Genomic DNA, 26249 nt, shown 5'->3' on the forward strand with positions numbered 1-26249 from the left:
AGGAGGTGAACGCAATGCTAAGAAGAATTGTTCAATTATTTATAGTTGTAACCGGCGGAACGATCGGCTATCTTTATATTCCTGAATTACTTTCAACGATGAACTTTTCCTGGCAAGGGTGGATTCAATCAGTAGTTGGTGCACTCGTAGGAGCACTTATCTTATTTTTACTAACGTTTTGGGTTGTCGATCATATCGTTAACTTTTTAAGATGGGTAGAGGACACCCTGGTAAGAGCCCCTGTCGCTGACCTTTTATTTGGCAGCCTTGGGTTAATTGTCGGTTTAATAATTGCTTATTTGGTCAATAACATCTTGCAAGATATTAAGATTCAGATTGTGAATCAGATTTTACCGATTTTCTTGACCTTCCTTCTCGGATATTTCGGATTTCAAGTCGGGTTTAAGCGGAAGGACGAGTTTTTAAACTTACTTGCCATTGCGAATAGGAAAGATAAGAAGCTGGCTGAAGAAGAGCTGACAGGAGCGGAAAGTGTTGATCGTTCTATGATCCCGAAAGAGAAAATATTGGATACAAGTGTTATTATTGATGGACGAATAGCTGATATTTGCGAGACGCATTTTCTGGAGGGGACGATTGTAATTCCTCAGTTTGTATTGGAAGAATTGCAGCATATAGCAGATTCATCCGATGGTCTTAAACGTAATCGCGGACGCCGCGGACTGGATATTTTAAATCGACTTCAAAAAGATCTGCCTGTTAAGGTGGAGATATATGAAGGCGACTTTGAAGATATTCATGAAGTGGACAGCAAGCTCGTGAAGCTGGCTAAAGTGATGGACGGGATTGTAGTTACAAATGATTTTAACCTTAATAAAGTATGTGAATTTCAAAATGTCCAAGTTCTTAATATTAATGATTTAGCAAATGCTGTTAAACCTGTCGTTCTCCCTGGAGAAGAGATGACCATCCAAATTATTAAGGATGGGAAGGAACAAAAACAGGGTATCGGCTATTTAGATGATGGCACGATGATTGTGGTGGAAGAAGGTAAAGATTATATTGGCAGAACGATTGAAGTGATCGTGACTAGTGTCCTTCAGACTTCCGCAGGCAGGATGATCTTTGCTAAACCAAAATCACTTGAAAAAGCTTTATAAAAACGGTATAAACAAATAGAGAAAAACAAAAGTGATAACTGTGTGTTATCGCTTTTGTTGTTTAATACTGCTAGGATGGTAAATATGACAAATTATAATGTTGTGATTTTAGCTGCTGGACAAGGAAAGCGCATGCTTGCTGGTAAGAATAAACAGTTTCTAATGATTAATGACAAGCCTTTAATCATACATACCCTTACCGTTTTTGTATCAGATAATCACTGTAAGGAGATTATACTCGTAACGAATCATCGTGAACAAGATCAAATGATCGAGCTTATAGATTCGTATGGTTTTTCCTCTTCTGTTACATTCGTAAACGGAGGAGCTGAACGGCAGGACAGTGTTTATGAAGGACTTAAATCTGTTCGGCAAACAGATCTCCCTGTTTTTATTCACGATGGGGCACGCCCTTTTGTAACACATGAAAATCTACATAAACTAGCTGGAGTGGTACGTGATAAAGGGGCTGCATTGTTGGCAACACCTGTCACAGACACGATTAAGCAAAAGGATCATGCCCATCTATGGACACTTGATCGAAGTAAACTGTGGGCTGCTCAAACCCCGCAAGCTTTTGATTATGGGTTGATCACGGAAGCTCACGAACGAGCTCAAAGGGAAAATTACTACGGAACAGATGATGCCTCTTTAGTGGAGCGGTTAGAAAGACAAGTCGAGATTTTGGAAGGTAGTTATGACAATATTAAATTAACAACCCCGGAAGATTTGGCTAAAGCAGAAGCTTATCTAAAGGATACTAGGATAGGAAAGGGAGGGGATCAGACTATGTTTCGCATTGGACAAGGGTTTGACGTTCATCAGCTTTCAGAAGGACGGAAGTGTATCATTGGGGGAGTGACCATTCCTCATGAACGAGGCCTGATTGGGCATTCTGATGCAGATGTGCTGTTGCATACGATTGCGGATGCTTGTCTTGGAGCGATAGGGGAAGGCGATATTGGAAAACACTTTCCTGATACGGACCCTGAATTTAAGGACGCGGATTCAGGCGAACTCCTAAAGCATGTGTGGAAATTCGTAACAGATCAGGGTTATGAGTTGGGGAATCTTGATTGTACTGTAATCGCACAGGAACCCAAGATGGCACCGTATATCGATGAAATCCGCGAAAATATTGCCCGGCTATTAGATGGAGAGCAGTCACGTATTAACGTAAAGGCTACAACGACAGAAAAGTTGGGCTTTCCAGGGAGAAAAGAAGGGATCGCAGCCCAGGCTGTTGTGCTTCTTCAAAATAGTCAACAATCATAAGCAAAAAATGATAAAATAAAAAAAGGATCATGCCCGGTTTGTAATGTAGAAAGGAGAACATAATATGACGAACAATGTACGCGTGCGCTACGCACCAAGTCCAACAGGGAATCTTCATATTGGTAATGCTCGTACTGCTTTATTCAATTACCTTTTTGCAAGAAATGCAGGAGGTAAATTTATTATTCGTGTAGAGGACACGGATGCTAAGCGAAATGTCGAAGGCGGCGAACAAAGTCAATTAAATTACCTGAAGTGGTTAGGAATCGAATGGGATGAAGGATCGGATGTCGGTGGTAATTATGGACCTTATCGCCAAATGGAACGTCTCGAACTGTATAAAAAGTATGTCGATGAACTGTTAGAAAAAGGTCTTGCTTATAAATGTTATATGACGGAAGAAGAATTAGATGCGGAGCGGGAAGCTCAACGCGCTCGTGGTGAAGTTCCTAAATATTCTGGTGCCCACAGCAATTTGTCAGAAGAACAAATTAATCAGTTTGAAACGGAAGGCCGTCAGCCAAGTATTCGTATACGGGTTCCAGAAGGGAAGACGTACAAATTTAATGACCTCGTACGAGATGATATTTCCTTCGAATCTAGTGACTTTGGTGACTGGGTTATTGTAAAGAAAAATGGGACGCCTACTTACAATTTTGCTGTAGCGGTAGACGACCACTTAATGGAGATTACCCATGTGCTTCGGGGGGAAGAACATATTTCCAATACACCTAAGCAGATGATGGTCTACGATGCATTGGGCTGGGAGCCGCCAACATTTGGCCATATGACTCTTATCCTAAATGAGAATCGTAAGAAGCTAAGTAAGCGTGATGAACACATTCTTCAGTTCATTGAACAATATAACAAGCTAGGCTATTTACCAGAAGCTTTATTCAACTTTATTACATTGTTGGGCTGGTCGCCTGTTGGAGAAGAAGAAATCTTCACAAAGGATCAGCTGATTGAACAATTTGATTCTGACCGTTTATCGACTTCACCTGCGATTTTTGACCCTGCTAAGTTAAAATGGATGAACAATCAATATGTGAAGGCGTTGGATTTGGACAGTGTTGTTGATTTGGCCTTGCCACATTTGGTTGAGGCTGGTCGTTTATCTGAAAATATGACCGAAGATGATCAGTCCTGGGCACGTGAATTGATAAGTCTTTACCATGAACAGCTGGATTACGGTGCGCAAATCGTTGAGCTAACTGAACTTTTTTTCAAACAAGAAATTCAGTATGATGAATCAGCGATGGATGTGTTAAAAGGAGAACAAGTTCCAGAAGTTCTTGATACGTTCAAGAAAAAGCTTGCAGAGCTTGATGATTTCTCACCAGCGAATGTTAAAGCACAGATTAAGGCGACACAGAAAGAAACAGGTCATAAAGGGAAGAAGCTGTTTATGCCGATTCGTGTGGCAACTACAGGACAGACTCATGGCCCTGAACTGCCAGATGCTATTCACCTGCTAGGGGCGGAGACGGTTACTATCCGTTTGAATGATGTCCTGAACCAGCTTCAAAACTAATTAATTCACAAACATTTGATTATAGCATATAGTGAAGATACTCATATGAAACGTTGAAGAGGAGAAGTATGGAGTGAAATCCTTACCACAGAGACAATCACCACTGGCTGAAAGTGATTGTAAGGAACATTTCTGAAATGCACCTCGGAGTCTGCAGCTGAAAAAAGTATGCTGTCAGCGGTCACCTGCCGTTATCAGGTTTTAAAGAGGGGAAAGAGTTATTCCCAAAACAGAGTGGAACCGCGCATAACGCGTCTCTGTGCTGCCTAAGCACATGAGACGCGTTTTTTTTAGGTTAATTGCACGCTTTTTCTTATATAAAAGGAGGGGTATGGATGGGGCTTATGAAAATGTTTAAAGAGGATGTCGATGTGGTCTTTGATCAGGATCCCGCAGCTCGTTCTTATGTGGAAGTCATACTGACGTACTCTGGATTACATGCGATATGGGCGCATCGAGTAGCACATGCTTTATATAAGCGGAAGTTCTTCTTTATCGCCCGGGTTATTTCTCAAGTCAGCCGTTTTTTTACAGGCATTGAAATTCATCCGGGGGCTAAAATCGGCCGCCGCTTTTTCATAGATCACGGCATGGGAGTCGTCATTGGGGAGACATGTGAGATTGGCGATAATGTAACACTGTTTCAGGGCGTGACTTTAGGTGGAACAGGGAAAGAGAAAGGAAAACGGCATCCTACCTTGCAAGATAACTCACTCGTTGCTACAGGGGCGAAAGTATTAGGGTCGATCACAATTGGGGAGAATTCTAAAGTAGGAGCAGGCTCGGTGGTGTTACATGAAGTGCCGGCCAATTCAACTGTTGTCGGGATTCCCGGACATGTGGTAGTTCAGGATGGTAAGAAAATTGGCAGGAAGGATTTAGATCACCACAAGCTTCCTGACCCGGTTTATGATCGGCTGGACCAAATGGAGAAAGAAATTACACGCTTGCGTGATCAGTTAGATAAGGTGGAAGGAGTCAGTCATAATGAGCATTAACGTTTACAATACACTAACAAGAACTAAAGAAACTTTTCAGCCGCTGGAAGAGGGGAAAGTGAAAATGTATGTATGCGGACCAACCGTGTACAACTATATTCATATCGGCAATGCTCGTCCAGCTATCGTATTTGACACCGTGCGCAGATATTTTGAGTATCGTGGTTATGAGGTCGAGTACGTGCTTAATTTTACAGATGTCGACGATAAATTGATAAAAGCTGCCAATGAGATGGGCGAAGAAGTCCCAGATATCGCAAACCGATTTATCGAGGCGTATAAAGAGGATGTAAAGGCGCTTGGTGTGAAAGAAGCCGTTCATCATCCTCGTGTAACAGACAATATGGAAGAAATTATCGCTTTTATCAATGGATTAATTGAAAAAGGTTTCGCCTATGAATCAGAAGGGGACGTTTATTTCCGTACACGGTCTTTTGATGAATACGGGAAACTTTCTCACCAATCAATTGATGAGCTTCGTTCTGGGGCTAGGATTGAAGTGGGCGAGAAGAAAGAGGATCCCCTTGATTTTACGCTCTGGAAAGAGGCAAAGCCAGAGGAGATTTCATGGGAAAGCCCATGGGGTGAAGGTCGCCCCGGCTGGCATATTGAATGCTCAGCAATGGCGCGAAAATATTTAGGAGATACGATTGATATCCATGCAGGCGGGCAAGACCTTACATTTCCTCACCATGAAAACGAAATTGCCCAGTCTGAAGCCAATAATGGTCATTCGTTTGCTCGGTACTGGATGCATAATGGATATATCAACATTGAAAATGAAAAAATGTCTAAATCCTTAGGGAATTTCGTGCTCGCCCATGACTTAATTCAAAAACACGACCCGCAAGTGATTCGCTTCTTTATGCTGAGTGTCCAGTACCGTCATCCGATTAATTTTAGTGATGAGCTATTAGCGGGAGCGAAAAGCAGTCTGGACCGAATTCGGAATGCTTATGAAAATATTCAGCATCGTAAGAAATCCAGTATGAATTTGCAAGAGTCTACAGAGACTTGGATGGCGCAAATTGCCCAGCATAAACAGCAGTTCATGACTGAAATGGACGATGATTTTAACACAGCTAATGCAATTTCTGTGTTATTTGATTTAACGAAGTCAGCTAACCTCTATCTACAGGCGGAACAGACCAATGAAGCAGTGCTTGAACACTTTGAGCAGGCATTGAAAGAGTTGACGGATGTCTTGGGTGTACAAATCGCCAAAGATGAAGAGCTGTTAGATGAAGAAGTCGATTCATTGATTGCTGAAAGGAAGCAGGCCCGGAAAGATCGTGATTTTACTCGTGCTGATCAGATTCGTGATGAACTGAAGGCGCGTAATATTATTTTAGAGGATACCTCTCAAGGTACTCGCTGGAAACGGGGCTGAGCTTCTATGGCGGCAACGAATGTGAAACAAATGAAGAGCCTCGCTCTCGCTTATATGGGAGACGGGGTCTATGAATTATATGTTCGTAAATATTTACTAGATAAGGGTGAAGTTATTAAGCCTCAACAGTTACATCAAGCAGCTGTAAGATTTGTGTCAGCTAAATCGCAGGCAAAAGTTGTCCAGGCATGGCAGGAAGATGCCTTTTTGACAGAAGAAGAGGAAGGCGTGCTCAGGCGTGGCCGCAATGCCAAGTCCGGAAGCATACCTAAGAATACAAACGTCCAGACGTATCGTTACTCGACTGCGTTTGAGGCCGTGATTGGTTACCATTATTTAGCGGGGCATACGGAGCGGCTTGAAGAGCTGATCACAAATGCTATTGATCTGGTTGAAGAAAGGAGTGAGAGCAATGAAAGATGAGTGGATTATTGGTAAAAACAGTGTACAAGAAGCGCTGCGATCAGGACGAGCTATTAATAAATTGCTCGTTTCAGACCAACTTCAGCACAATGCTTTGAAGAAGCTTGAACAGCTTGCTAAAGAGAATGGTGTCATTGTTCAGAAGGTTCCCAAGCGAAAAATTGATCAATTAGTAGAAGGTAACCACCAGGGTGTAGCCGCTGCTGTAGCCGCCTACGAATATAGTGATATTGATGATTTATTTGCTCGTGCGGAAGAAAAAGGGGAGTCCCCCTTTTTTGTTATTTTAGATGAGATTGAAGATCCTCATAACCTGGGTTCGATATTGCGAACAGCAGACGCGAGTGGTGCCCATGGCGTAATCATTCCTAAACGGAGGTCAGTCGGGTTAACGACTACAGTCGCCAAAACATCAACGGGAGCGATTGAATATATCCCTGTTGCTCGGGTGACGAATCTCTCCCGCACAATTGACGAACTGAAAGAGCGGTTTGTTTGGGTCGTAGGAACAGATGCGGAGGGTACAGAAGACTATCGGCAGTTAGACGGGAATATGGCTGTAGCCCTTGTCATCGGAAGTGAAGGAAAAGGGATGAGCCGCTTAACGAAAGAGAAATGTGACTGGATGGTACGTCTTCCTATGACAGGTCAGGTGACTTCTTTGAATGCTTCAGTGGCAGCATCCCTCTTGATGTATGAAGTCTACAGGAAGCGCCGCCCCCTCGGTGAGTAACGATGATTGTTTTACTTGTTGATGGGTACAACATCATTGGAGCTTGGCCGGAGCTTAAGCGACTTAAAGACCGGGATTTAGGTCAGGCCAGGGACCTTCTGATCGAAAAATTGGCTGAATACCAGGCGTATACGGGCGATCGGGTTATTGTTGTTTTTGATGCGTACCATGTAAGGGGTCTTGAAAGGAAGCAGCACAATTTTAAAATTGAAGTCATTTTTACAAAAGAAAATGAAACAGCTGATGAGCGGATTGAGAAGTTGGCTGGCAGCTTAACCGATATACGGACACAAGTGTATGTAGCTACCTCTGACTATGCAGAACAGCGTACGATTTTTGCCCAGGGGGCCTTTAGGAAATCTGCCAGAGAACTTTACATTGAGGTCATGAATATTCAACGGGAAATAAAGAAAGATGTAGAATCTCATAAAGCGGTTCAATATCAGCCGAAGATCCCGATGAATAAAGAGATACGCGACATTTTTGAAAAATGGCGTCGAGGAGGTAAATAACAAGGGCTTGTTGACGCTAGTGAAGCGCTTACTGTATAATATTTCTATATATTTAGGTACCACGGTCGGAGGGATCCTGAGTGAGCATCGGACAAACTGAGGCAGGCATCGAAGAGCTGGATCTTGATAAGCTTGATGACGAGTTAATTATCGAGCGTATTAACCAGGGTCAGATCCAGGCTTTAGATTATTTAATTAATAAGTATAAGAATTTCGTTCGTGCAAAAGCCCGGACGTATTTTCTTATTGGTGCAGATCGAGAAGACATTGTACAAGAAGGCATGATTGGCTTGTATAAGGCAATTAGAGACTATCAAGGGGAGAAATTATCTTCGTTTAAAGCTTTCGCAGAACTGTGCGTTACCCGTCAAATTATTACCGCAATTAAAACCGCCACAAGACAGAAACACATTCCGCTAAATTCTTATGTATCGCTGGACAAGCCTATCTTTGATGAAGAATCAGATCGTACACTATTAGATGTTATAGCCGGTTCTAAGGTCATTGACCCTCAAGAACTAATCGTCAACAAAGAAAAGTTTGGCGATATGGAAGAAAAAATTTCTGAATTATTAAGCGAATTAGAACAGAAGGTGCTCGCACTTTATTTGGACGGGCAATCCTACCAGGAAATCTCTGTTGAGCTGAAGCGGCATGTTAAGTCGATTGATAATGCGTTGCAGCGGGTTAAGAGAAAGCTTGAGAAATATTTGGAAATGAGTGAAATTACGCTATAAGGTATAATTGACAGCCACTTGAAAGCGTGCTACATTTATGAAAGTGATTATACCTCTAATGTGAGGTGATGAAAGATGTCAACAAAGATTATTCTAGCTTGCGTACAATGTCAAAGTCGCAATTATAGCACTCATAAAAACAGATTAAATCAACCCGAGCGATTAGAGGTTCGTAAGTTTTGCAAAACGTGTACAACTCATACACTTCACCGTGAAACGAAATAGAGCATGAAGCCGGCAGGCATAAGTTTGGAGGTAGTGTAGCATGTTTAAATTCTTCAAGAATGTATCTCGTGAAATGCGCAAAGTAAGCTGGCCTAAAGGACAGGAGCTTACGAGGTACACCATTACCGTATTGGGCACTGTAGCTTTTGTGGCTGTGTTCTTTGCGATTGTTGATCTAGGAATCTCTCAGGTACTTGAACTCATTTCTAAATAATAGTAAAGTCTTAATTGTGATATAATATAATATAGCCTTGCAACAAAAACCCGTTTAACGGGTTTTTTATGTTGGTTAAAGAAAGCGAGGATCATAAAATCGCTTTTTTAAATTTTAAGTTAAGGGAGGGAAGGGCAAGCCACTTGTCCTGTATGAATGGAAAAAAGATGGTATGTGGTTCACACTTATTCAGGTTATGAAAACAAAGTAAGAGCCAATTTAGAAAAACGTGTCGAATCTATGGGAATGGAGGATAAGATCTTCCGCGTTCTTGTTCCTGAGGATGAAGAAACTGAAATTAAGAACGGAAAGCGTAAAGTCGCTAAGAAAAAAGTTTTCCCTGGTTATGTACTAGCTGAGATGGTGATGACAGATGACTCATGGTATGTAGTGCGTAACACACCTGGTGTCACTGGATTCGTCGGGTCTACTGGCTCTGGTTCAAAACCAATCCCTCTCTTGCCTGAAGAAGTGGAGACAGTACTTAAACGTATGGGTATGGATAAACCTTCTGCAGCTGAAGTTGATTTTGAAGTGAAGGAAAGTGTAAAAGTTACAGAAGGTCCATTTGCGAATTTCACAGGATCAATTGAGCATATCGATATAGATAAGCAAAAGGTAAAAGTTCATGTCAATATGTTTGGAAGAGAAACACCGGTTGAATTGGACTTCTCACAGATTGAAAAATTATAAATATCTCCCCTCTTGCATTATATGAAAATAAATGCTAAAATTCTAATGTTCTTTATGTGCCTCTATACAGAGGGGCGTTGATGCATATTAGATGAGTGGGAGGGGAAAACCCTATTACCACATCACGGACTTTAAGGAGGTGTGTCTCGTGGCTAAAAAAGTTATCAAAGTTGTTAAGCTTCAGATCCCAGCAGGTAAAGCTAACCCAGCACCGCCAGTAGGACCGGCGCTAGGTCAAGCAGGTATTAATATCATGGGCTTCTGTAAGGAGTTTAACGCTAAAACGCAAGATGAAGCGGGTATGATTATTCCGGTTGAAATTACGGTATTTGAAGACCGTTCATTTACATTTGTTACTAAAACTCCGCCAGCTGCCGTTCTTCTTAAGAAAGCAGCAGGTATTGAATCAGGTTCAGGTGAGCCGAACCGTAACAAGGTAGCAGCTGTCAAGCGTGATCAAGTTCGCGAAATCGCGGAAACAAAAATGCCTGACTTAAACGCTGCTGACGTTGAAGCTGCCATGCGCATGGTTGAAGGTACAGCGCGCAGCATGGGGATCACAGTTGAAGACTAATCCCACAGCGTCACTTTGATGGAGTTAAAGGTTGCGAGAGAGGAAATTTCCTTGCTATCGCAACCTTTATTCGTGGGAGGTTAATCCGTTAAAACCACAACGAGGAGGAAATAAAATGGCTAAAAAAACGAAAAAGCAACAAGAACTTCTTAAACTTGTTGATCGTACGAAATCATATGATGCACAAGAAGCAATTAACCTTGTAAAAGAAACATCAAAAGCAAACTTTGATGAGACCGTTGAAGCGGCCTTCCGTCTAGGTGTTGATCCGAAGAAAGCGGACCAGCAAATTCGCGGGGCTATGGTGCTTCCGCACGGTACAGGTAAAACCCAGAGTGTGCTTGTTTTTGCTAAAGGTGATAAAGCAAAAGAAGCAGAAGCTGCTGGCGCTGATTATGTTGGAGATCAAGACCTTATTAACAAGATTAATCAAGGCTGGTTCGACTTTGATGTAGTCGTTGCGACTCCAGACATGATGGCTGAAGTAGGGAAGCTTGGCCGCGTACTAGGACCTAAAGGTCTTATGCCGAACCCTAAAACAGGAACCGTTACGTTTGAAGTTGAAAAAGCTGTGAATGAAATCAAAGCAGGTAAAGTAGAATACCGTGTTGACAAAGCGGCTAACATCCATGTACCAATTGGTAAAGCTTCTTTCGAGGCAGAGAAGCTAAAAGAAAACTTCGATGCTATCACGGATGCTTTGGTTAAAGCTAAACCTCAGGCGGCTAAAGGAACTTACATGCGCAATGCTGCTGTTTCTTCAACTATGGGGCCTGGCATTAAAGTTGATATTTCTAGTTACGTAAAATAATTATTTACATGTTGACTTTCCGTTTCTAATTTCATATAATAAGTAACGTTGTATAAATCGAATACGTTATACCGTAGACAGCAGGTGCGAATAATCGCTTAATTTCCTGCCGAGGTGTATGGATAAACAGGACAAACGGATGTCCTGGCATACGTACCTCCATGTCTGCATGGAGGTACTTTTTTTGCCGTTATTTGTTGGTCCTGGCATCGGAAGCGGTATGATGAAACGTCAATAGGAGGTGGAACGATGAGCAAAATTATCGAGCAGAAACAGCAAGTTGTAGCTGAAATAGCTGACAAATTCCGTAACAGTAAATCTGCAGTACTTGTAGATTACCGCGGACTTGATGTAGCAGAAGTAACTGAACTTCGCTCACAGCTTCGTGAAGCAGGTGTAGACTTCAAAGTGCATAAAAACACAATGACTCGCCGTGCTGTACAAGAAGCTGAGCTTACAGAACTTGAAGAGGTTCTAGTGGGGCCTACAGCTCTTGCATTTAGTGAGGATGACGCTGTTTCTCCGGCGAAAATTCTTAACAACTTTGCAAAAGATCATGACAAGCTTGAACTTAAAGGCGGCGTGATCGAAGGACAAGTAGCGACTCTTGATCAAATTAAAGAGCTTGCAACTATTCCGAACTACGAAGGTCTTGTTTCTATGTTCCTAAGCGTGCTTCAAGCACCAATTCGCAATTTCGCTTACGCTACAAAAGCAATTGCGGATCAAAAAGAAGAAGAAAGCGCCTAAGCCAGCGCTCGTTATTGGCAATATAAATTTTTATTTAAAATCTGAGGAGGATCTATCTCATGTCTAATGAACAAATTATTGAAGCGATTAAAGAGATGTCTGTTCTTGAGCTTAACGATCTAGTTAAAGCAATTGAAGAAGAATTTGGTGTATCTGCTGCGGCTCCAGTTGCAGCTGGCGGTGCTGCTGCAGGCGGCGAAGCTGAAGAAGAAAAAACTGAATTTGATGTAGTACTAGAATCTGCTGGAAGTTCTAAGATCAAAGTGGTTAAAGCAGTACGTGAAATCACTGGTCTTGGTCTTAAAGATGCAAAAGATCTAGTTGACAATGCGCCTGGTGCTATTAAAGAAGGAATTGCTAAAGAAGAAGCTGAAGAAATGAAATCTAAGCTTGAAGAGGCTGGCGCTTCTGTAGAACTTAAGTAATCGTACTTGTTAAAGTAAAGCTCGCTGACTATCGGCGGGCTTTCTTTATCTCTTTTTATCTACGAAGTAACCTTTGTAGAATAAATCTTCTGAAGTACTACTTCCCGGTAAAAGAAGGTGTTCACAGTATGTCAGAACATTATTATTCAAAGAGAACGAACGCTAAGAGTGAAGAGCGCTCATGGTCATTTAACCTAAGGGGAATGCTATTAAACTTTACGACAGATCATGCTGTTTTTTCGAAAAGAGAGGTAGACTTTGGGTCTCGCCTTCTCATTGAATCGTTCCAGCAGCCGTCTGTTCGCGGTGATTTGCTGGATCTTGGGTGTGGATACGGACCGATTGGCGTATCTTTAGCTAAAGATTTAAAACAACGTCATGTTTGGATGGCTGATGTAAACGAGCGGGCTTTAACGCTTGCGAAACGAAATGCCGAACAGAATGAAATTGAGAATGTTTCAGTTGTAGAAAGTGACCGTTTTTCGAGTATTCAAGGTAAACAATTCGCTGCTATCTTGACGAACCCCCCTATACGTGCCGGAAAGAAAACCGTGCACCTCATGTTTGAAGAATCGAGAGATGCTCTTGTTAATGGGGGAGAACTTTGGGTCGTGATCCAAAAGAAACAAGGTGCTCCTTCGGCCGAAACTAAATTGAATGAATTGTTCGGCGATGTAGAGGTTGTCGAGAAGAAGAAGGGTTATTATATATTGAAAGCTAAAAAGGTTTGACTGCTCTATTGAATTGTGCTAGTATAGAAAAATGCCAATATGACCTTAGTGTTGTCAAGTCCTTTTTTTTCATTATATTGAATAATTTTTTGATAGAAGGATAGAATGGTAAATCGAACAAGCAAAATGAAACGAGGTTTTTATTTGAAAACCCTTTTTCTTTTTTGTCTAACGTTAGAGAGAAATGAAGAAATACCATCCGGTTTGAGCGGATGTTTACAATAGTGCTTGTGGCAAGATCAACCGCAAGCCTGTTCGGCATGTCTTTGCCGAACCCTTTTTTCGTTATAAAAATGCTTGATTTGAGGGGTGAATCAGTTGACAGGTCAACTAGTTCAATACGGACGACACCGCCAGCGCAGAAGTTATGCACGTATCAGTGAAGTTTTAGAGTTGCCTAATTTAATTGAAATTCAAACAGCTTCTTATGATTGGTTCTTAGAAGAAGGTTTGAAAGAAATGTTTAAAGACATTTCGCCAATTGAAGATTTTACAGGTAACCTATCACTGGAATTTGTAGACTACAGCCTTGGCGAGCCAAAGTATCCAGTAGATGAGTCAAAAGATCGAGACGTAACATACAATGCACCACTTCGTGTGAAAGTTCGTCTTCTGAACAATGAAACTGGCGAAGTGAAAGAGCAAGAAGTATTTATGGGAGATTTCCCGCTTATGACAGACACGGGTACCTTTATCATTAATGGTGCTGAGCGTGTTATTGTTTCTCAGCTTGTTCGCTCTCCAAGTGTATATTTTAATAAAAAGATTGATAAAAACGGTAAGCGAGGCTATTCCGCGACAGTAATTCCGAACCGCGGGGCTTGGCTTGAGATGGAAACAGATGCGAAGGATGTTGTGCATGTGCGGATTGATCGTACACGTAAACTTCCAATTACCGTCCTTTTACGTGCGCTTGGTTTCGGCACTGATCAAGAGATTATTGATCTGATCGGGGATAATGAGTATCTAAAAAACACATTGGAAAAAGACAATACTGAAAATAGTGAGAAAGCATTGCTTGAAATTTATGAGCGACTGCGCCCTGGTGAACCGCCAACAGTCGAAAATGCCAAAAGCTTGCTAGTTTCCCGTTTCTTTGATCCAAAACGTTATGACCTTGCACGAGTAGGGCGCTATAAAATAAATAAAAAGCTCCACATTAAAGATCGTCTTTTCAACCAGACCTTAGCAGAAACATTAGTGGATGAAGAAACAGGCGAAGTATTGGCTGAAAAAGGCGCAAAAATAGATCGTCGCTTGTTGGATAAGTTAATTCCGCACTTCGATAATGAAGAAGAAACGACCAGTGAACGTGTGTTAGAGACGGTTGACGGGGTTCTAGAAGAACCGATTCGTGTACAATCAGTTAAAATTGTAGATCCAACCGATCCTGAAGGTGAGCGTTCCATAAATGTAATTGGAAATGCGAATATTGACCGCGATGTGAAAAACATTATGCCGGCAGATATTCTATCTTCCATCAGTTATTTCTTTAATTTATTGCATAATGTGGGTGGCACAGATGACATTGACCACTTAGGTAACCGTCGTCTTCGTTCCGTTGGAGAATTGCTTCAGAACCAATTCCGTATCGGGTTATCCCGTATGGAGCGTGTGGTAAGAGAGCGTATGTCGATCCAGGACACTTCTTCTATTACGCCACAGCAGCTCATTAATATTCGACCGGTGATTGCGTCCATTAAAGAATTCTTTGGAAGCTCCCAACTTTCACAATTTATGGATCAGACCAATCCGCTGGCTGAGCTTACGCACAAACGCCGTTTATCAGCCCTTGGGCCTGGTGGTCTAACTCGTGAACGTGCAGGCTTTGAAGTTCGTGACGTACACTATTCACACTACGGTCGTATGTGTCCTATCGAAACACCAGAAGGGCCAAACATCGGGTTGATTAACTCACTGTCTTCTTATGCAAAAGTAAATGAATTTGGTTTCATTGAAACGCCGTATCGTCGTGTTGATCCTGAAACGGGTAAGGTTACTGCCCAAATTGATTATTTAACAGCTGATGAAGAAGACAACTATGTAGTAGCCCAGGCCAACGCAAAGCTAGACGAAGATGGCTCTTTCCAAGATGAAGAGGTTATCGCTCGCTTCCGTGGTGAGAACACGGTTGTAAATCGCGATCGTCTAGATTATATGGACGTTTCACCAAAACAAGTGGTGTCTGCAGCGACTGCCTGTATCCCGTTCTTAGAAAACGATGACTCCAACCGTTCTCTAATGGGAGCAAACATGCAGCGTCAAGCTGTTCCATTGCTTAAACCTGATGCACCAATTGTTGGTACAGGAATGGAGTATGTATCTGGTAAAGACTCTGGAGCTGCTGTTATTTGCCAGCATGAAGGAACAGTAGAGCGGGTAGAAGCAAAAGAAGTGCTTGTACGCCGTATTTCTGAAGTGGATGGCAGAGAGGTAGAAGGCGATTTAGACCGTTATCGTCTGCAGAAGTTTATCCGTTCTAACCAAGGAAGCTGCTACAATCAGCGTCCGATTGTTTCTAAAGGAGACCGCGTAACGAAAGGTGAAATCCTTGCTGACGGGCCGTCCATGGATATGGGTGAACTTGCGCTTGGTCAGAACCCGCTTGTTGCCTTTATGACATGGGATGGTTATAACTATGAGGATGCCATCATTATGAGTGAACGTCTCGTGAAGGACGATGTGTACACTTCCATTCATATAGAGGAATATGAGTCTGAAGCCCGCGATACAAAGCTTGGACCAGAAGAAATCACACGTGATATTCCAAACGTTGGCGAAGACGCGCTTCGTGATTTAGACGAACGAGGTATTATCCGTGTTGGTGCTGAAGTAAGTGATGGAGATTTACTAGTAGGAAAAGTAACACCTAAAGGGGTTACGGAGCTATCTGCTGAAGAGCGCCTCCTGCATGCTATCTTTGGTGAAAAAGCACGTGAAGTTCGAGACACGTCTCTACGTGTACCGCATGGAGCTGGCGGGATTGTCCTCGATGTGAAAATCTTCAACCGTGAGGATGGAGATGAACTGCCTCCAGGAGTAAACCAATTAATCCGTGCCTATATCGTTCAGAAGCGTAAGATTTCTGAAGGAGATAAAATGGCAGGACGACACGGTAACAAAGGGGTTATCTCTAAGATTCTCCCTGAAGAGGATATGCCGTTCTTGCCAGACGGAACACCAGTTGACATCATGCTTAACCCTCTAGGGGTTCCATCTCGTATGAACATTGGTCAGGTGCTTGAATTACACTTGGGAATGGCTGCTCGTCAGCTTGGCACTCGTGTAGCGACACCAGTATTTGATGGAGCGCGTGAGGAAGACGTATGGGAAACACTTGAAGAAGCTGGTATGTCCCGTGATGCAAAAACCATTCTCTATGATGGCCGCACAGGTGAACCATTCGATAATCGTGTATCTGTTGGCGTCATGTATATGATTAAACTGGCACACATGGTAGATGATAAACTGCACGCTCGTTCTACAGGACCATACTCTCTTGTAACGCAGCAACCGCTTGGTGGTAAAGCACAGTTCGGCGGTCAGCGTTTTGGTGAGATGGAGGTATGGGCACTAGAAGCGTACGGTGCTGCTTATACACTGCAGGAAATTCTTACTGTTAAGTCTGATGATGTCGTTGGTCGTGTGAAGACGTACGAAGCCATCGTTAAAGGTGATAACGTTCCAGAACCAGGTGTTCCAGAATCCTTTAAAGTTCTGATTAAGGAACTTCAAAGTCTGGGTATGGATGTAAAAATTCTATCTGGTGATGAGAAGGAAATAGAAATGCGAGATATCGAAGATGAACAAACAAAAGAATCTGAGAACTTGAACATGGAAGAACAATAGACGTGATTGTGTTCTAAGCTTAGGGTAGAACCTGGAGACTGAAAGGGAGGTAGGCCCCTTGCTAGATGTAAATAATTTTGAGTATATGAAAATTGGTTTAGCATCACCAGACAAGATACGCTCTTGGTCTTATGGTGAAGTTAAAAAACCAGAAACAATTAATTATCGTACGTTAAAGCCTGAAAAAGATGGCTTGTTCTGTGAACGGATATTTGGTCCTCAGAAAGATTGGGAATGTCATTGCGGTAAATACAAACGTGTCCGGTATAAGGGTGTTGTTTGTGATCGTTGTGGTGTGGAAGTAACAAAAGCGAAAGTACGTCGTGAGCGTATGGGGCACTTAGAATTAGCTGCCCCTGTTTCTCACATTTGGTACTTCAAAGGTATTCCGAGTCGTATGGGGCTTGTTCTTGATATGTCTCCTCGTGCTTTGGAAGAAGTCATTTACTTTGCGGCATATATCGTAACGGACCCAGGGGAGACAGCTCTGGATAGAAAGCAACTTCTTTCTGAAAAAGAGTATCGTTCATACCGTGAAAAATTCGGTCAAGGGTTCCAAGCGGCTATGGGAGCAGAAGCAATTCGCAAGTTGCTTTATGATATTGACCTTGACGGAGAAGTGGAGAAACTGCAAGAAGAGCTTAAAACAGCACAGGGCCAACGCCGTACTCGTGCGATTAAGCGTTTGGAAGTTCTTGAATCATTCCGTCACTCTGGAAACAATCCATCCTGGATGATTTTGGATGTTCTTCCGGTCGTTCCACCTGAATTACGTCCAATGGTTCAGCTAGATGGAGGGCGTTTCGCTACCTCTGACTTAAATGACCTTTATCGTCGGGTGATTAACCGTAACAACCGTCTTAAGCGATTGCTGGATCTTGGGGCTCCAACGATTATTGTTCAGAATGAAAAACGTATGCTTCAGGAAGCTGTCGATGCTCTCATCGATAACGGCCGTCGAGGACGTCCGGTTACTGGTCCAGGGAACCGTCCGCTTAAATCCCTTTCTCACATGCTTAAAGGGAAACAGGGACGTTTTCGTCAAAACTTGCTCGGTAAACGTGTTGACTACTCAGGGCGTTCTGTAATCGTCGTTGGACCAAGTCTTAAAATGTACCAATGTGGTCTTCCTAAAGAAATGGCCCTTGAATTATTCAAGCCTTTTGTCATGAAAGAGCTCGTCTCACGCGGTCTTGCCCACAATATTAAATCAGCGAAACGCAAGATTGAACGTGTGCACCCTGAAGTTTGGGATGTTTTAGAAGACGTGATTAAAGAACACCCTGTTCTGCTCAACCGTGCCCCAACTCTTCACCGTCTAGGGATACAGGCATTTGAGCCGACCCTTGTGGAAGGCCGAGCCATTCGTCTTCACCCGCTCGTATGTACAGCTTATAACGCTGACTTTGATGGTGACCAGATGGCTGTTCACGTGCCATTATCTTCTGAGGCCCAAGCGGAAGCACGCATTTTAATGCTGGCTGCTCAAAACATCCTTAACCCGAAAGACGGTAAACCAGTTGTTACGCCTTCTCAGGATATGGTACTCGGAAACTATTACCTTACCCTTGAACGGCCGGGCGCTGTTGGTGAAGGAATGATCTTTAAAGATCTAAATGAGGCTATTATGTCTTATCAGAACGGATATACACACTTGCACACACGTGTTGCCGTTCAAGCCAGCTCATTGAAGAATGAAACCTTTACTGAAGAGCAGCAGCAACAGTTGCTGATTACCACAGTAGGGAAATTAATCTTTAACGAAATGCTTCCAAACTCATTCCCTTACATGAATGAGCCGACACAAGAGAACTTGGAAGTGAAGACATCCGATCGATTCTTTGTAGAAAAAGGCGCAGATGTTAGGAAAGAGATTGCCGGCCGCGAAGAAGTCCTTCCATTCAAAAAAGGAATTCTTGGGGACATTATTGCGGAAGTATTTAAACGGTTTACAATTAGTGAAACGTCCAAGATGTTGGACCGCATGAAAGACCTTGGCTTTGCTTATTCCACTAAAGCTGGGATTACTGTCGGTGTCTCTGACGTTGTTGTACTTCCAGAGAAACAAGAAATCCTTGACGAAGCACAAGGAAAAGTGGATAAAGTGCTTAAACAGTTCCGCCGCGGACTAATCACTGAAGGCGAACGTTATGACCGTGTCATTGAAATATGGTCAGCAGCTAAAGATGATATTCAAGATCGTTTGATGCAGTCACTGAACCCGCGTAACCCAATTTTCATGATGAGTGATTCAGGCGCACGTGGTAATGCATCAAACTTCACACAACTTGCTGGTATGCGTGGTCTGATGGCTAACCCGGCAGGACGTATTATTGAATTACCGATTAAATCGAGCTTCCGTGAGGGGCTTACTGTACTTGAATACTTTATTTCCACACACGGAGCTCGTAAAGGACTTGCTGATACAGCACTTAAGACAGCTGACTCTGGTTACTTGACGCGTCGACTTGTAGATGTGGCGCAAGATGTAATCGTTCGGGAAGATGATTGTGGAACAGACCGCGGCTTAACCGTTTCTTCTCTAAGAGAAGGGACAGAAATGATTGAGCCATTGATTGATCGTCTAATCGGGCGAACTGCTTTTGAAACAGTTAAACATCCAGAATCAGGAGTAACCCTTGCTAATCGCAACGAGGTCATTTTCGAAGATGCAGCGAAACAAATTGTTGACGCTGGCTTAGAAAAAGTCGTGATTCGCTCTGCGTTCACATGTAATACGAAGCATGGTGTTTGTAAGAAGTGTTACGGTCGTAACTTAGCAACAGGTGATGAAGTGGAAGTTGGAGAAGCAGTAGGTATTATTGCTGCACAATCCATCGGTGAACCAGGTACACAGCTGACTATGCGTACATTCCACACTGGTGGGGTAGCAGGTGATGACATCACACAAGGTCTTCCGCGTATTCAGGAGATCGTTGAGGCGCGTAATCCGAAAGGGCAAGCTGTTATCACTGAAATTGCTGGTACAGTTCACGAGATTAGTGAAGTGAAAGAGAAGCAGGAAATTGTCGTTCAGGGCGCTGTTGAAACACGTTCCTATACAGCTCCATATGGTGCTAGACTGAGAGTTGTAGAAGGGGACGAAGTAGTAGCAGGGGAAGCTCTGACTGAAGGTTCCATTGATCCGAAAGAACTTCTAAGTGTTCAAGGACTAGATGGAGTTCAAGAATACTTGCTGAAAGAAGTTCAAAAAGTATATCGTATGCAAGGTGTTGAAATTTCCGATAAGCACGTAGAAGTCATGGTTCGCCAGATGCTTCGCAAAGTTCGTGTGCTCGACTCTGGAGATACAGACGTATTGCCAGGATCTCTTCTGGAAATTCACCAATTTAAAGAGGCTAACCAACGAGTTCTTATGGAAGGCGGCCAGCCTGCTGTGGGACGTCCGGTTATTCTCGGCATTACGAAGGCTTCTCTTGAAACAGACAGCTTCTTGTCTGCAGCATCCTTCCAGGAAACTACGCGTGTCTTGACTGATGCAGCGATTAAAGGTAAGCGCGATGAGTTACTTGGACTTAAAGAGAATGTTATCATTGGTAAGCTGGTTCCAGCGGGTACAGGTATGACAAGGTACCGTAAGATTAAGGCACAGTCTGAAGCCAGTGAAGAAATTCAAACGGCTGAGGAAGTAACACAGCCCTAAGCGAAAACTTAGAGGAACAAGTGATAAAGCCAACAACTAACACAGGATGAACAATAAGGAAGCATCTTCTGTAAAAACTATTTAAAATCCAGTTGACATGAATTTTAGGTAGTGATAATATAATCAAGGTGCTTCCGTTTATCCTTGTTACTTTGGAGGATATGAAGATGTCTTATGAAAAAGTAGCAAAGGCTAAATCTGATATAGTCATTGGGACCAAACAAACACTTAAAGCTATGAAAAATGGCGAAGTGAATCACGTCATTACAGCTGAGGATGCTGATCAGTTTATGACATCGAAAGTAGCCAAACTAGCCGCGCAATTGAACATCCCTCATTCGAGTGTGGATTCGATGCACGAATTAGGGAATGCGTGCGGTATTGATGTAGGGGCTGCTACTGTGGCGATAAAGCAATAAAGTTTTGGCGGTTAAACGCGAAAGCTTTGTTTTTTGCCTTTTTATGAACCACCTGGATGTGTGGGATTAAGAATAGAAGAAGGGAGGACACTCATAATGCCAACAATTAACCAATTAGTACGTAAAGGACGCGTAAGTAAAGGTAAGAAGTCTGACTCACCTGCTTTGAACAAAGGCTTCAACAGCTATAAAAAGCGTATGACTGATCAGTCTTCTCCACAAAAACGCGGTGTGTGCACGCGTGTGGGTACGATGACACCTAAAAAGCCGAACTCTGCACTTCGTAAATATGCACGTGTTCGTCTAACCAACCAACTAGAAGTTAACGCCTACATTCCTGGTATCGGCCACAACCTGCAAGAGCACAGTGTTGTTCTTATCCGTGGCGGACGTGTTAAAGACTTACCTGGTGTGCGTTATCATATCGTGCGCGGTGCATTAGATACTGCAAGCGTTGATGGCCGTATGCAAGGCCGTTCTAAATATGGTACGAAAAGACCTAAAAAGTAAATAAAACACACAAATAATTGTGTCACTAACTGTATAAGAAAGGAGGGGAACATATGCCACGTAAAGGTCCAGTAGCTAAACGTGATGTGTTACCAGATCCAATGTATAACTCTAAGCTAGTAACCCGTTTGATTAACCAAATTATGGTCAATGGTCAGCGCGGTAAGGCTCAGAAGATTCTTTATAAATCATTTGAACTTGCTCAAGAACGTAGTGGGAATGAAGCTATGGAAACATTTGAACAAGCTATGAAAAATGTAATGCCAGTACTTGAAGTACGTGCTCGTCGTGTTGGGGGTTCTAACTACCAAGTACCTGTTGAGGTGCGCCCAGAGCGCCGTCAAGCACTAGGATTACGCTTCATCGTAAACTATGCGCGTCTTCGCGGAGAGAAAACGATGGAAGAGCGCCTAGCTAATGAAATTCTAGATGCTGCTAACAATACCGGTGCTGCAGTTAAGCGCCGCGAAGATATGCACAAAATGGCGGAAGCAAACAAAGCATTCGCTCACTACCGTTGGTAATCATCTGCGGAATAAATTTTCATTGAGGAAGGAGAAAGAATCATGCCTAGAGAGTTCTCCTTGGAAAAGACACGTAACATCGGGATTATGGCTCACATTGATGCCGGTAAAACAACGGCTACCGAGCGTATTCTTTTCTATACAGGACGTATCCATAAAATTGGTGAAACTCACGAAGGGGCTTCACAAATGGATTGGATGGAGCAGGAACAAGAGCGCGGAATCACGATTACTTCCGCAGCAACAACTGCTCAGTGGAAAGACCACCGTATTAATATCATCGACACACCTGGACACGTAGACTTCACAGTTGAAGTTGAACGTTCCCTCCGTGTGCTTGATGGTTCTGTAGCCGTACTTGATGCTCAGTCTGGTGTTGAACCACAAACTGAAACAGTATGGCGTCAGGCTACCACATATGGTGTTCCGCGTATTGTATTCGTAAACAAAATGGACAAAATTGGTGCAGACTTCATTTACTCCTTAGGCACATTGAAAGATCGTCTAGGAGCAAATGCTGCAGCTGTTCAACTTCCAATTGGTGCTGAGGATGACTTCGAAGGAATCATCGACTTAGTAAACATGGAAGCATACTATTACATGGATGACCTTGGGACGCGTGCTGAAGCACGTGAAATTCCTGATGAGTACAAAGAACAAGCTGAAGAGTATCACAGCAAACTAGTTGAAGCTGTTTCAGAACTTGATGAAGACTTGATGATGAAGTACTTAGAAGGAGAAGAAATCACAACAGATGAGCTTAAGGCGGCTATTCGTACAGCAACTCTAAGTGTAGATTTCTATCCGGTTTTCTGTGGATCAGCTTTCAAAAACAAAGGTGTGCAACTTCTAATTGATGGAGTTATTGATTATCTTCCATCACCATTAGATGTACCACCAATCGAGGGGCATGTCCCACAAACTGAAGAAGAGGTTGTACGTAAGGCTGACGATAAAGAGCCATTCTCTGCATTGGCCTTTAAGGTCGCAACAGACCCTTATGTAGGTAAACTGACTTTCTTCCGGGTGTACTCCGGTACACTTGACTCCGGTTCATATGTTAAGAACTCTACAAAAGATAAGCGTGAGCGTGTAGGACGTATCCTGCAAATGCACGCAAACTCTCGTGAAGAGATTTCTACAGTATATGCTGGGGATATTGCTGGTGCTGTCGGGCTTAAAGATACAGGTACAGGTGATACAATATGTGACGAAAAAAGTCTAGTAATTCTTGAGTCCATGGAATTCCCTGAGCCTGTTATCGATGTTGCGATTGAACCTAAATCTAAAGCTGACCAAGACAAAATGTCAATAGCACTTGGTAAACTTGCTGAGGAAGATCCAACGTTCCGTACTGAAACTAACGTGGAGACTGGTCAAACCATTATTGGTGGTATGGGTGAACTTCATCTTGACATCATCGTTGACCGTTTACGCCGTGAGTTCAAAGTTGACGCAAACATTGGTGCTCCACAAGTTGCCTACCGTGAAACATTCCGTGGAAGTGCGGAAGTTGAAGGTAAGTTTGTGCGTCAGTCAGGTGGACGTGGACAATTCGGCCACGTTTGGGTTAAATTTGAGCCAAATGAAGAAGGCGCTGGATACGAATTCGTAAACAAAATCGTTGGTGGTGTTGTACCGCGTGAATACATTCCATCTGTAGAAGCTGGGATTAAAGATTCTATGGAGAATGGTGTACTTGCCGGATATCCAATGGTCGACATCAAAGCTACCCTGTATGATGGTTCTTACCACGATGTTGACTCCAACGAAATGGCCTTTAAAGTAGCCGCTTCAATGGCACTTAAAGAGGCGAAAAACAAATGTAAACCAGTTCTTCTGGAACCAATGATGAAAGTTGAAATTGTTATTCCGGAAGAATATATGGGTGATATCATGGGGGATGTAACTTCCCGTCGCGGACGTGTTGAAGGTATGGAAACTCGCGGTACTGCTCAGGTTGTTAAATCATTCGTACCACTATCTGAAATGTTTGGCTATGCAACTGCTCTTCGTTCAAACACACAGGGACGTGGAACGTACACTATGCATTTTGACCACTATGAAGAAGTTCCGAAGAGTATCTCTGAGGAAATCATTAAGAAAAATGCTGGTGCGTAATTGATTTTTTTGCTAAGTTGAAGTATAACTTGTAATGTAAGCATAGGAAGAGAAATTCTTCCTATTGCTTCATCATAAAATTAATATCAATAATAACTAAGTTATTTATTTAAAGGAGGAAATATACAATGGGTAAAGAAAAATTCGACCGGTCCAAGTCCCACGTAAACATTGGTACAATTGGACACGTTGACCATGGTAAAACTACATTAACTGCAGCAATCACTACTGTACTTCACAAGAAATCCGGTGAAGGCTCTGCAATGGCTTACGATATGATCGATGGTGCTCCAGAAGAGCGTGAGCGTGGAATCACAATTTCTACTGCACACGTAGAGTACGAAACTGAAACTCGTCACTATGCACACGTTGACTGCCCAGGTCACGCTGACTATGTTAAAAACATGATCACTGGTGCTGCACAAATGGACGGAGCTATTCTAGTTGTATCTGCAGCTGATGGCCCAATGCCACAGACTCGTGAGCACATCCTGCTTTCTAAAAACGTTGGTGTACCAGCGATCGTTGTTTTCCTTAACAAAACAGACATGGTAGACGACGAAGAACTACTTGAGCTAGTTGAAATGGAAGTTCGTGACCTTCTTTCTGAGTATGACTTCGATGGTGATGAAACACCAGTTGTAAGCGGTTCTGCTCTTAAAGCACTTGAAGGTGATGAGAAGTACGAACAAGCTATCTTTGACCTTATGGAACAAGTTGATGCTTTCATCCCAACTCCAGACCGTGACACTGACAAGCCATTCATGATGCCAGTTGAGGACGTATTCTCAATTACTGGCCGTGGTACAGTTGCAACTGGTCGTGTTGAACGTGGCCAAGTTAAAGTCGGCGACGAAATCGAAATCATCGGTATGGCTGAAGATGCACGCAAAACTACGATCACTGGTGTGGAAATGTTCCGTAAGCTTCTAGATTATGCTGAAGCTGGCGATAACATTGGTGCACTTCTTCGTGGGGTTAACCGTGAAGATATCAGCCGTGGTCAAGTACTAGCTAAGCCTGGTTCTATTACACCACACACTAACTTCCAAGCTGAAGTTTATGTACTATCAAAAGATGAGGGTGGACGTCACACTCCATTCTTCTCAAACTACCGCCCTCAGTTCTACTTCCGTACAACTGATGTAACTGGTGTTATTCAACTTCCTGAAGGCGTTGAAATGGTAATGCCTGGCGATAACATTGAAATGACTGTTGAACTTATCTCTCCAATCGCGATTGAGGATGGAACTAGATTCTCTATCCGCGAAGGTGGACGTACTGTAGGTTCTGGCGTTGTTTCTAAAATTACTAAGTAATAAATGGTTTCTTAAATCAGGTAACGGCCAATGGTCGTTACCTGATTTTTTTACTTTCATTTGAACGGTTTTTTTATTTGAAAAAAAAATCGTCATTTATTCTGCAGTTCTATCAAATCTCCCCAAGTCTAGTCATGCACATAATTTAAGTTAATTATATTAGGCTAAGCAGTATCCTGAAATCTCGAGTCGAATGTCTCAGAGGAGAAGGAGAGGGGAATTCAATAGGCTTTCATCAAGACACTATTTCGATTTTAGTGAGATTGTTTTGTTGCCTCATTAGCGAAATGGGGATGGGAAACTGCGAGACTCCTACGGGAAAGGAAAGGCTGGCGAGACCCCGAAGGTCGTTGACCAAGGAGGCTTGCCGGTTTTCAAGGAAGTTCGGTTAAAACCGAAACCTCCTGTTTCAACGCCGAACGACCCCATGTCCTGTGGGGCCCCGTGGAAAGCGAGTGGTTTCGAATGGAAAGTGATCCAACAATCCTTACTTTTGTTAAAGAGCCATTATGAAATTGACTCAAATGAAAAGTTCTATAATCATATCTATTTAAAATGAGGGTTGAATTATGCATGAAACGAATGTATAATATCTTGAGGTGCTCACTTCATAAATTTTTATGAAAACACTCTTGCATTGACCGCGTTTCTTCTATATAATGAGTAATGTTGGTCATAAAAGGCGATGATGCGAAAG

24 protein-coding genes and 2 other annotated features are annotated in these 26249 nt (G+C 42.8%); all 24 genes read left to right on the plus strand.

What is annotated here, in order from left to right; translation table 11 throughout:
• Positions 1–14 precede the first annotated feature (14 nt).
• The 24 genes from G6R08_RS11120 to tuf all read left to right on the plus strand — a co-directional run bounded on the left by G6R08_RS11120 (position 15) and on the right by tuf (position 25552).
• A complete protein-coding gene (locus G6R08_RS11120) occupies positions 15–1121 on the plus strand; it encodes a PIN/TRAM domain-containing protein (RefSeq protein WP_163528002.1) in 1107 nt (368 codons plus the stop codon).
• 84 nt (positions 1122–1205) lie between these two features.
• A complete protein-coding gene (locus tag G6R08_RS11125) occupies positions 1206–2396 on the plus strand; it encodes a bifunctional 2-C-methyl-D-erythritol 4-phosphate cytidylyltransferase/2-C-methyl-D-erythritol 2,4-cyclodiphosphate synthase (protein WP_163528003.1) in 1191 nt (396 codons plus the stop codon).
• Between the two features lie 64 nt (positions 2397–2460).
• Positions 2461–3930, plus strand: a complete 1470-nt coding sequence (gltX, locus tag G6R08_RS11130) for a glutamate--tRNA ligase (protein WP_163528004.1) — start codon at positions 2461–2463, stop codon at positions 3928–3930.
• Positions 3931–3974: 44 nt separating this feature from the next.
• Positions 3975–4192 (plus strand) — a binding site (T-box leader).
• A 73-nt stretch (positions 4193–4265) separates the two neighbouring features.
• A complete protein-coding gene (gene cysE / locus G6R08_RS11135; protein ID WP_163528005.1) occupies positions 4266–4928 on the plus strand; it encodes a serine O-acetyltransferase in 663 nt (220 codons plus the stop codon).
• A complete protein-coding gene (gene cysS, locus G6R08_RS11140) occupies positions 4918–6318 on the plus strand; it encodes a cysteine--tRNA ligase (RefSeq protein WP_163528006.1) in 1401 nt (466 codons plus the stop codon). Before cysE ends, cysS begins: the two co-directional genes overlap by 11 nt.
• Positions 6319–6324: 6 nt before the next feature.
• Positions 6325–6741, plus strand: coding sequence for a Mini-ribonuclease 3 (locus G6R08_RS11145; protein ID WP_163528007.1), 417 nt, complete (start codon positions 6325–6327; stop codon positions 6739–6741).
• Complete coding sequence (gene rlmB, locus G6R08_RS11150) at positions 6731–7474, plus strand: 23S rRNA (guanosine(2251)-2'-O)-methyltransferase RlmB (RefSeq protein WP_163528008.1); 744 nt, start codon at positions 6731–6733, stop codon at positions 7472–7474. The genes G6R08_RS11145 and rlmB overlap by 11 nt, the downstream gene beginning before the upstream one ends.
• Positions 7475–7476: 2 nt before the next feature.
• Positions 7477–7986, plus strand: a complete 510-nt coding sequence (locus tag G6R08_RS11155) for an NYN domain-containing protein (RefSeq protein WP_079525091.1) — start codon at positions 7477–7479, stop codon at positions 7984–7986.
• An 80-nt stretch (positions 7987–8066) separates the two neighbouring features.
• Entirely contained in the window at positions 8067–8723 is a 657-nt protein-coding gene (gene sigH / locus G6R08_RS11160; protein WP_163528009.1) for an RNA polymerase sporulation sigma factor SigH, read from the plus strand.
• Between the two features lie 75 nt (positions 8724–8798).
• Positions 8799–8948, plus strand: a complete 150-nt coding sequence (gene rpmG, locus G6R08_RS11165) for a 50S ribosomal protein L33 (RefSeq protein ID WP_163528010.1) — start codon at positions 8799–8801, stop codon at positions 8946–8948.
• Between the two features lie 40 nt (positions 8949–8988).
• Positions 8989–9162 (plus strand): preprotein translocase subunit SecE, encoded by a 174-nt coding sequence (gene secE / locus G6R08_RS11170; RefSeq protein WP_079525097.1) that lies wholly within the window; start codon positions 8989–8991, stop codon positions 9160–9162.
• A 156-nt stretch (positions 9163–9318) separates the two neighbouring features.
• Positions 9319–9855, plus strand: coding sequence for a transcription termination/antitermination protein NusG (gene nusG, locus G6R08_RS11175; protein WP_163528011.1), 537 nt, complete (start codon positions 9319–9321; stop codon positions 9853–9855).
• A gap of 148 nt (positions 9856–10003) precedes the next feature.
• Positions 10004–10429: a 50S ribosomal protein L11 gene (gene rplK, locus G6R08_RS11180; protein ID WP_079525102.1), complete on the plus strand. Its 426-nt coding sequence runs from the start codon at positions 10004–10006 to the stop codon at positions 10427–10429.
• A 115-nt stretch (positions 10430–10544) separates the two neighbouring features.
• Positions 10545–11240 (plus strand): 50S ribosomal protein L1, encoded by a 696-nt coding sequence (gene rplA, locus G6R08_RS11185; RefSeq protein ID WP_163528012.1) that lies wholly within the window; start codon positions 10545–10547, stop codon positions 11238–11240.
• 53 nt (positions 11241–11293) lie between these two features.
• Positions 11294–11434: a sequence feature (ribosomal protein L10 leader region), on the plus strand.
• Positions 11435–11489: 55 nt separating this feature from the next.
• Complete coding sequence (gene rplJ, locus G6R08_RS11190; RefSeq protein ID WP_163528013.1) at positions 11490–11990, plus strand: 50S ribosomal protein L10; 501 nt, start codon at positions 11490–11492, stop codon at positions 11988–11990.
• Between the two features lie 59 nt (positions 11991–12049).
• On the plus strand, positions 12050–12415 hold the full coding sequence (gene rplL / locus G6R08_RS11195) for a 50S ribosomal protein L7/L12 (RefSeq protein ID WP_163528014.1): 366 nt from the start codon (positions 12050–12052) through the stop codon (positions 12413–12415).
• Between the two features lie 128 nt (positions 12416–12543).
• Positions 12544–13146, plus strand: coding sequence for a class I SAM-dependent methyltransferase (locus G6R08_RS11200; RefSeq protein ID WP_163528015.1), 603 nt, complete (start codon positions 12544–12546; stop codon positions 13144–13146).
• 318 nt (positions 13147–13464) lie between these two features.
• A complete protein-coding gene (rpoB, locus tag G6R08_RS11205; protein WP_163528016.1) occupies positions 13465–16995 on the plus strand; it encodes a DNA-directed RNA polymerase subunit beta in 3531 nt (1176 codons plus the stop codon).
• A 58-nt stretch (positions 16996–17053) separates the two neighbouring features.
• The gene (gene rpoC, locus G6R08_RS11210) at positions 17054–20659 is read left to right on the plus strand and encodes a DNA-directed RNA polymerase subunit beta' (protein WP_163528017.1); all 3606 of its coding nucleotides are present in this window, start codon (positions 17054–17056) and stop codon (positions 20657–20659) included.
• Positions 20660–20826: 167 nt separating this feature from the next.
• Positions 20827–21078, plus strand: a complete 252-nt coding sequence (locus G6R08_RS11215) for a 50S ribosomal protein L7ae-like protein (RefSeq protein ID WP_163528018.1) — start codon at positions 20827–20829, stop codon at positions 21076–21078.
• Positions 21079–21174: 96 nt separating this feature from the next.
• On the plus strand, positions 21175–21588 hold the full coding sequence (rpsL, locus tag G6R08_RS11220) for a 30S ribosomal protein S12 (RefSeq protein WP_163528019.1): 414 nt from the start codon (positions 21175–21177) through the stop codon (positions 21586–21588).
• 53 nt (positions 21589–21641) lie between these two features.
• On the plus strand, positions 21642–22112 hold the full coding sequence (gene rpsG / locus G6R08_RS11225; RefSeq protein ID WP_163528020.1) for a 30S ribosomal protein S7: 471 nt from the start codon (positions 21642–21644) through the stop codon (positions 22110–22112).
• Between the two features lie 42 nt (positions 22113–22154).
• Positions 22155–24233 carry an elongation factor G gene (gene fusA, locus G6R08_RS11230; RefSeq protein WP_163528021.1) on the plus strand — a complete coding sequence of 693 codons (2079 nt, stop codon included), beginning with the start codon at positions 22155–22157 and terminating at the stop codon, positions 24231–24233.
• A 128-nt stretch (positions 24234–24361) separates the two neighbouring features.
• A complete protein-coding gene (gene tuf, locus G6R08_RS11235) occupies positions 24362–25552 on the plus strand; it encodes an elongation factor Tu (RefSeq protein WP_163528022.1) in 1191 nt (396 codons plus the stop codon).
• The last annotated feature ends 697 nt before the right edge of the window (positions 25553–26249 follow it).

Source organism: Halobacillus ihumii (assembly GCF_902726645.1).
Taxonomy (GTDB): domain Bacteria; phylum Bacillota; class Bacilli; order Bacillales; family Halobacillaceae; genus Halobacillus_A; species Halobacillus_A ihumii.

Coding starts and splice junctions, on each gene's coding strand:
- G6R08_RS11120 (WP_163528002.1), top strand. CDS start 15: ATGCTAAGAAGAATTGTTCAATTATTTATAGTTGTAACCGGCGGAACG.
- G6R08_RS11125 (WP_163528003.1), top strand. CDS start 1,206: ATGACAAATTATAATGTTGTGATTTTAGCTGCTGGACAAGGAAAGCGC.
- gltX (WP_163528004.1), top strand. CDS start 2,461: ATGACGAACAATGTACGCGTGCGCTACGCACCAAGTCCAACAGGGAAT.
- cysE (WP_163528005.1), top strand. CDS start 4,266: ATGGGGCTTATGAAAATGTTTAAAGAGGATGTCGATGTGGTCTTTGAT.
- cysS (WP_163528006.1), top strand. CDS start 4,918: ATGAGCATTAACGTTTACAATACACTAACAAGAACTAAAGAAACTTTT.
- G6R08_RS11145 (WP_163528007.1), top strand. CDS start 6,325: ATGGCGGCAACGAATGTGAAACAAATGAAGAGCCTCGCTCTCGCTTAT.
- rlmB (WP_163528008.1), top strand. CDS start 6,731: ATGAAAGATGAGTGGATTATTGGTAAAAACAGTGTACAAGAAGCGCTG.
- G6R08_RS11155 (WP_079525091.1), top strand. CDS start 7,477: ATGATTGTTTTACTTGTTGATGGGTACAACATCATTGGAGCTTGGCCG.
- rpmG (WP_163528010.1), top strand. CDS start 8,799: ATGTCAACAAAGATTATTCTAGCTTGCGTACAATGTCAAAGTCGCAAT.
- secE (WP_079525097.1), top strand. CDS start 8,989: ATGTTTAAATTCTTCAAGAATGTATCTCGTGAAATGCGCAAAGTAAGC.
- nusG (WP_163528011.1), top strand. CDS start 9,319: ATGGAAAAAAGATGGTATGTGGTTCACACTTATTCAGGTTATGAAAAC.
- rplA (WP_163528012.1), top strand. CDS start 10,545: ATGGCTAAAAAAACGAAAAAGCAACAAGAACTTCTTAAACTTGTTGAT.
- rplJ (WP_163528013.1), top strand. CDS start 11,490: ATGAGCAAAATTATCGAGCAGAAACAGCAAGTTGTAGCTGAAATAGCT.
- rplL (WP_163528014.1), top strand. CDS start 12,050: ATGTCTAATGAACAAATTATTGAAGCGATTAAAGAGATGTCTGTTCTT.
- G6R08_RS11200 (WP_163528015.1), top strand. CDS start 12,544: ATGTCAGAACATTATTATTCAAAGAGAACGAACGCTAAGAGTGAAGAG.
- G6R08_RS11215 (WP_163528018.1), top strand. CDS start 20,827: ATGTCTTATGAAAAAGTAGCAAAGGCTAAATCTGATATAGTCATTGGG.
- rpsL (WP_163528019.1), top strand. CDS start 21,175: ATGCCAACAATTAACCAATTAGTACGTAAAGGACGCGTAAGTAAAGGT.
- rpsG (WP_163528020.1), top strand. CDS start 21,642: ATGCCACGTAAAGGTCCAGTAGCTAAACGTGATGTGTTACCAGATCCA.
- fusA (WP_163528021.1), top strand. CDS start 22,155: ATGCCTAGAGAGTTCTCCTTGGAAAAGACACGTAACATCGGGATTATG.
- tuf (WP_163528022.1), top strand. CDS start 24,362: ATGGGTAAAGAAAAATTCGACCGGTCCAAGTCCCACGTAAACATTGGT.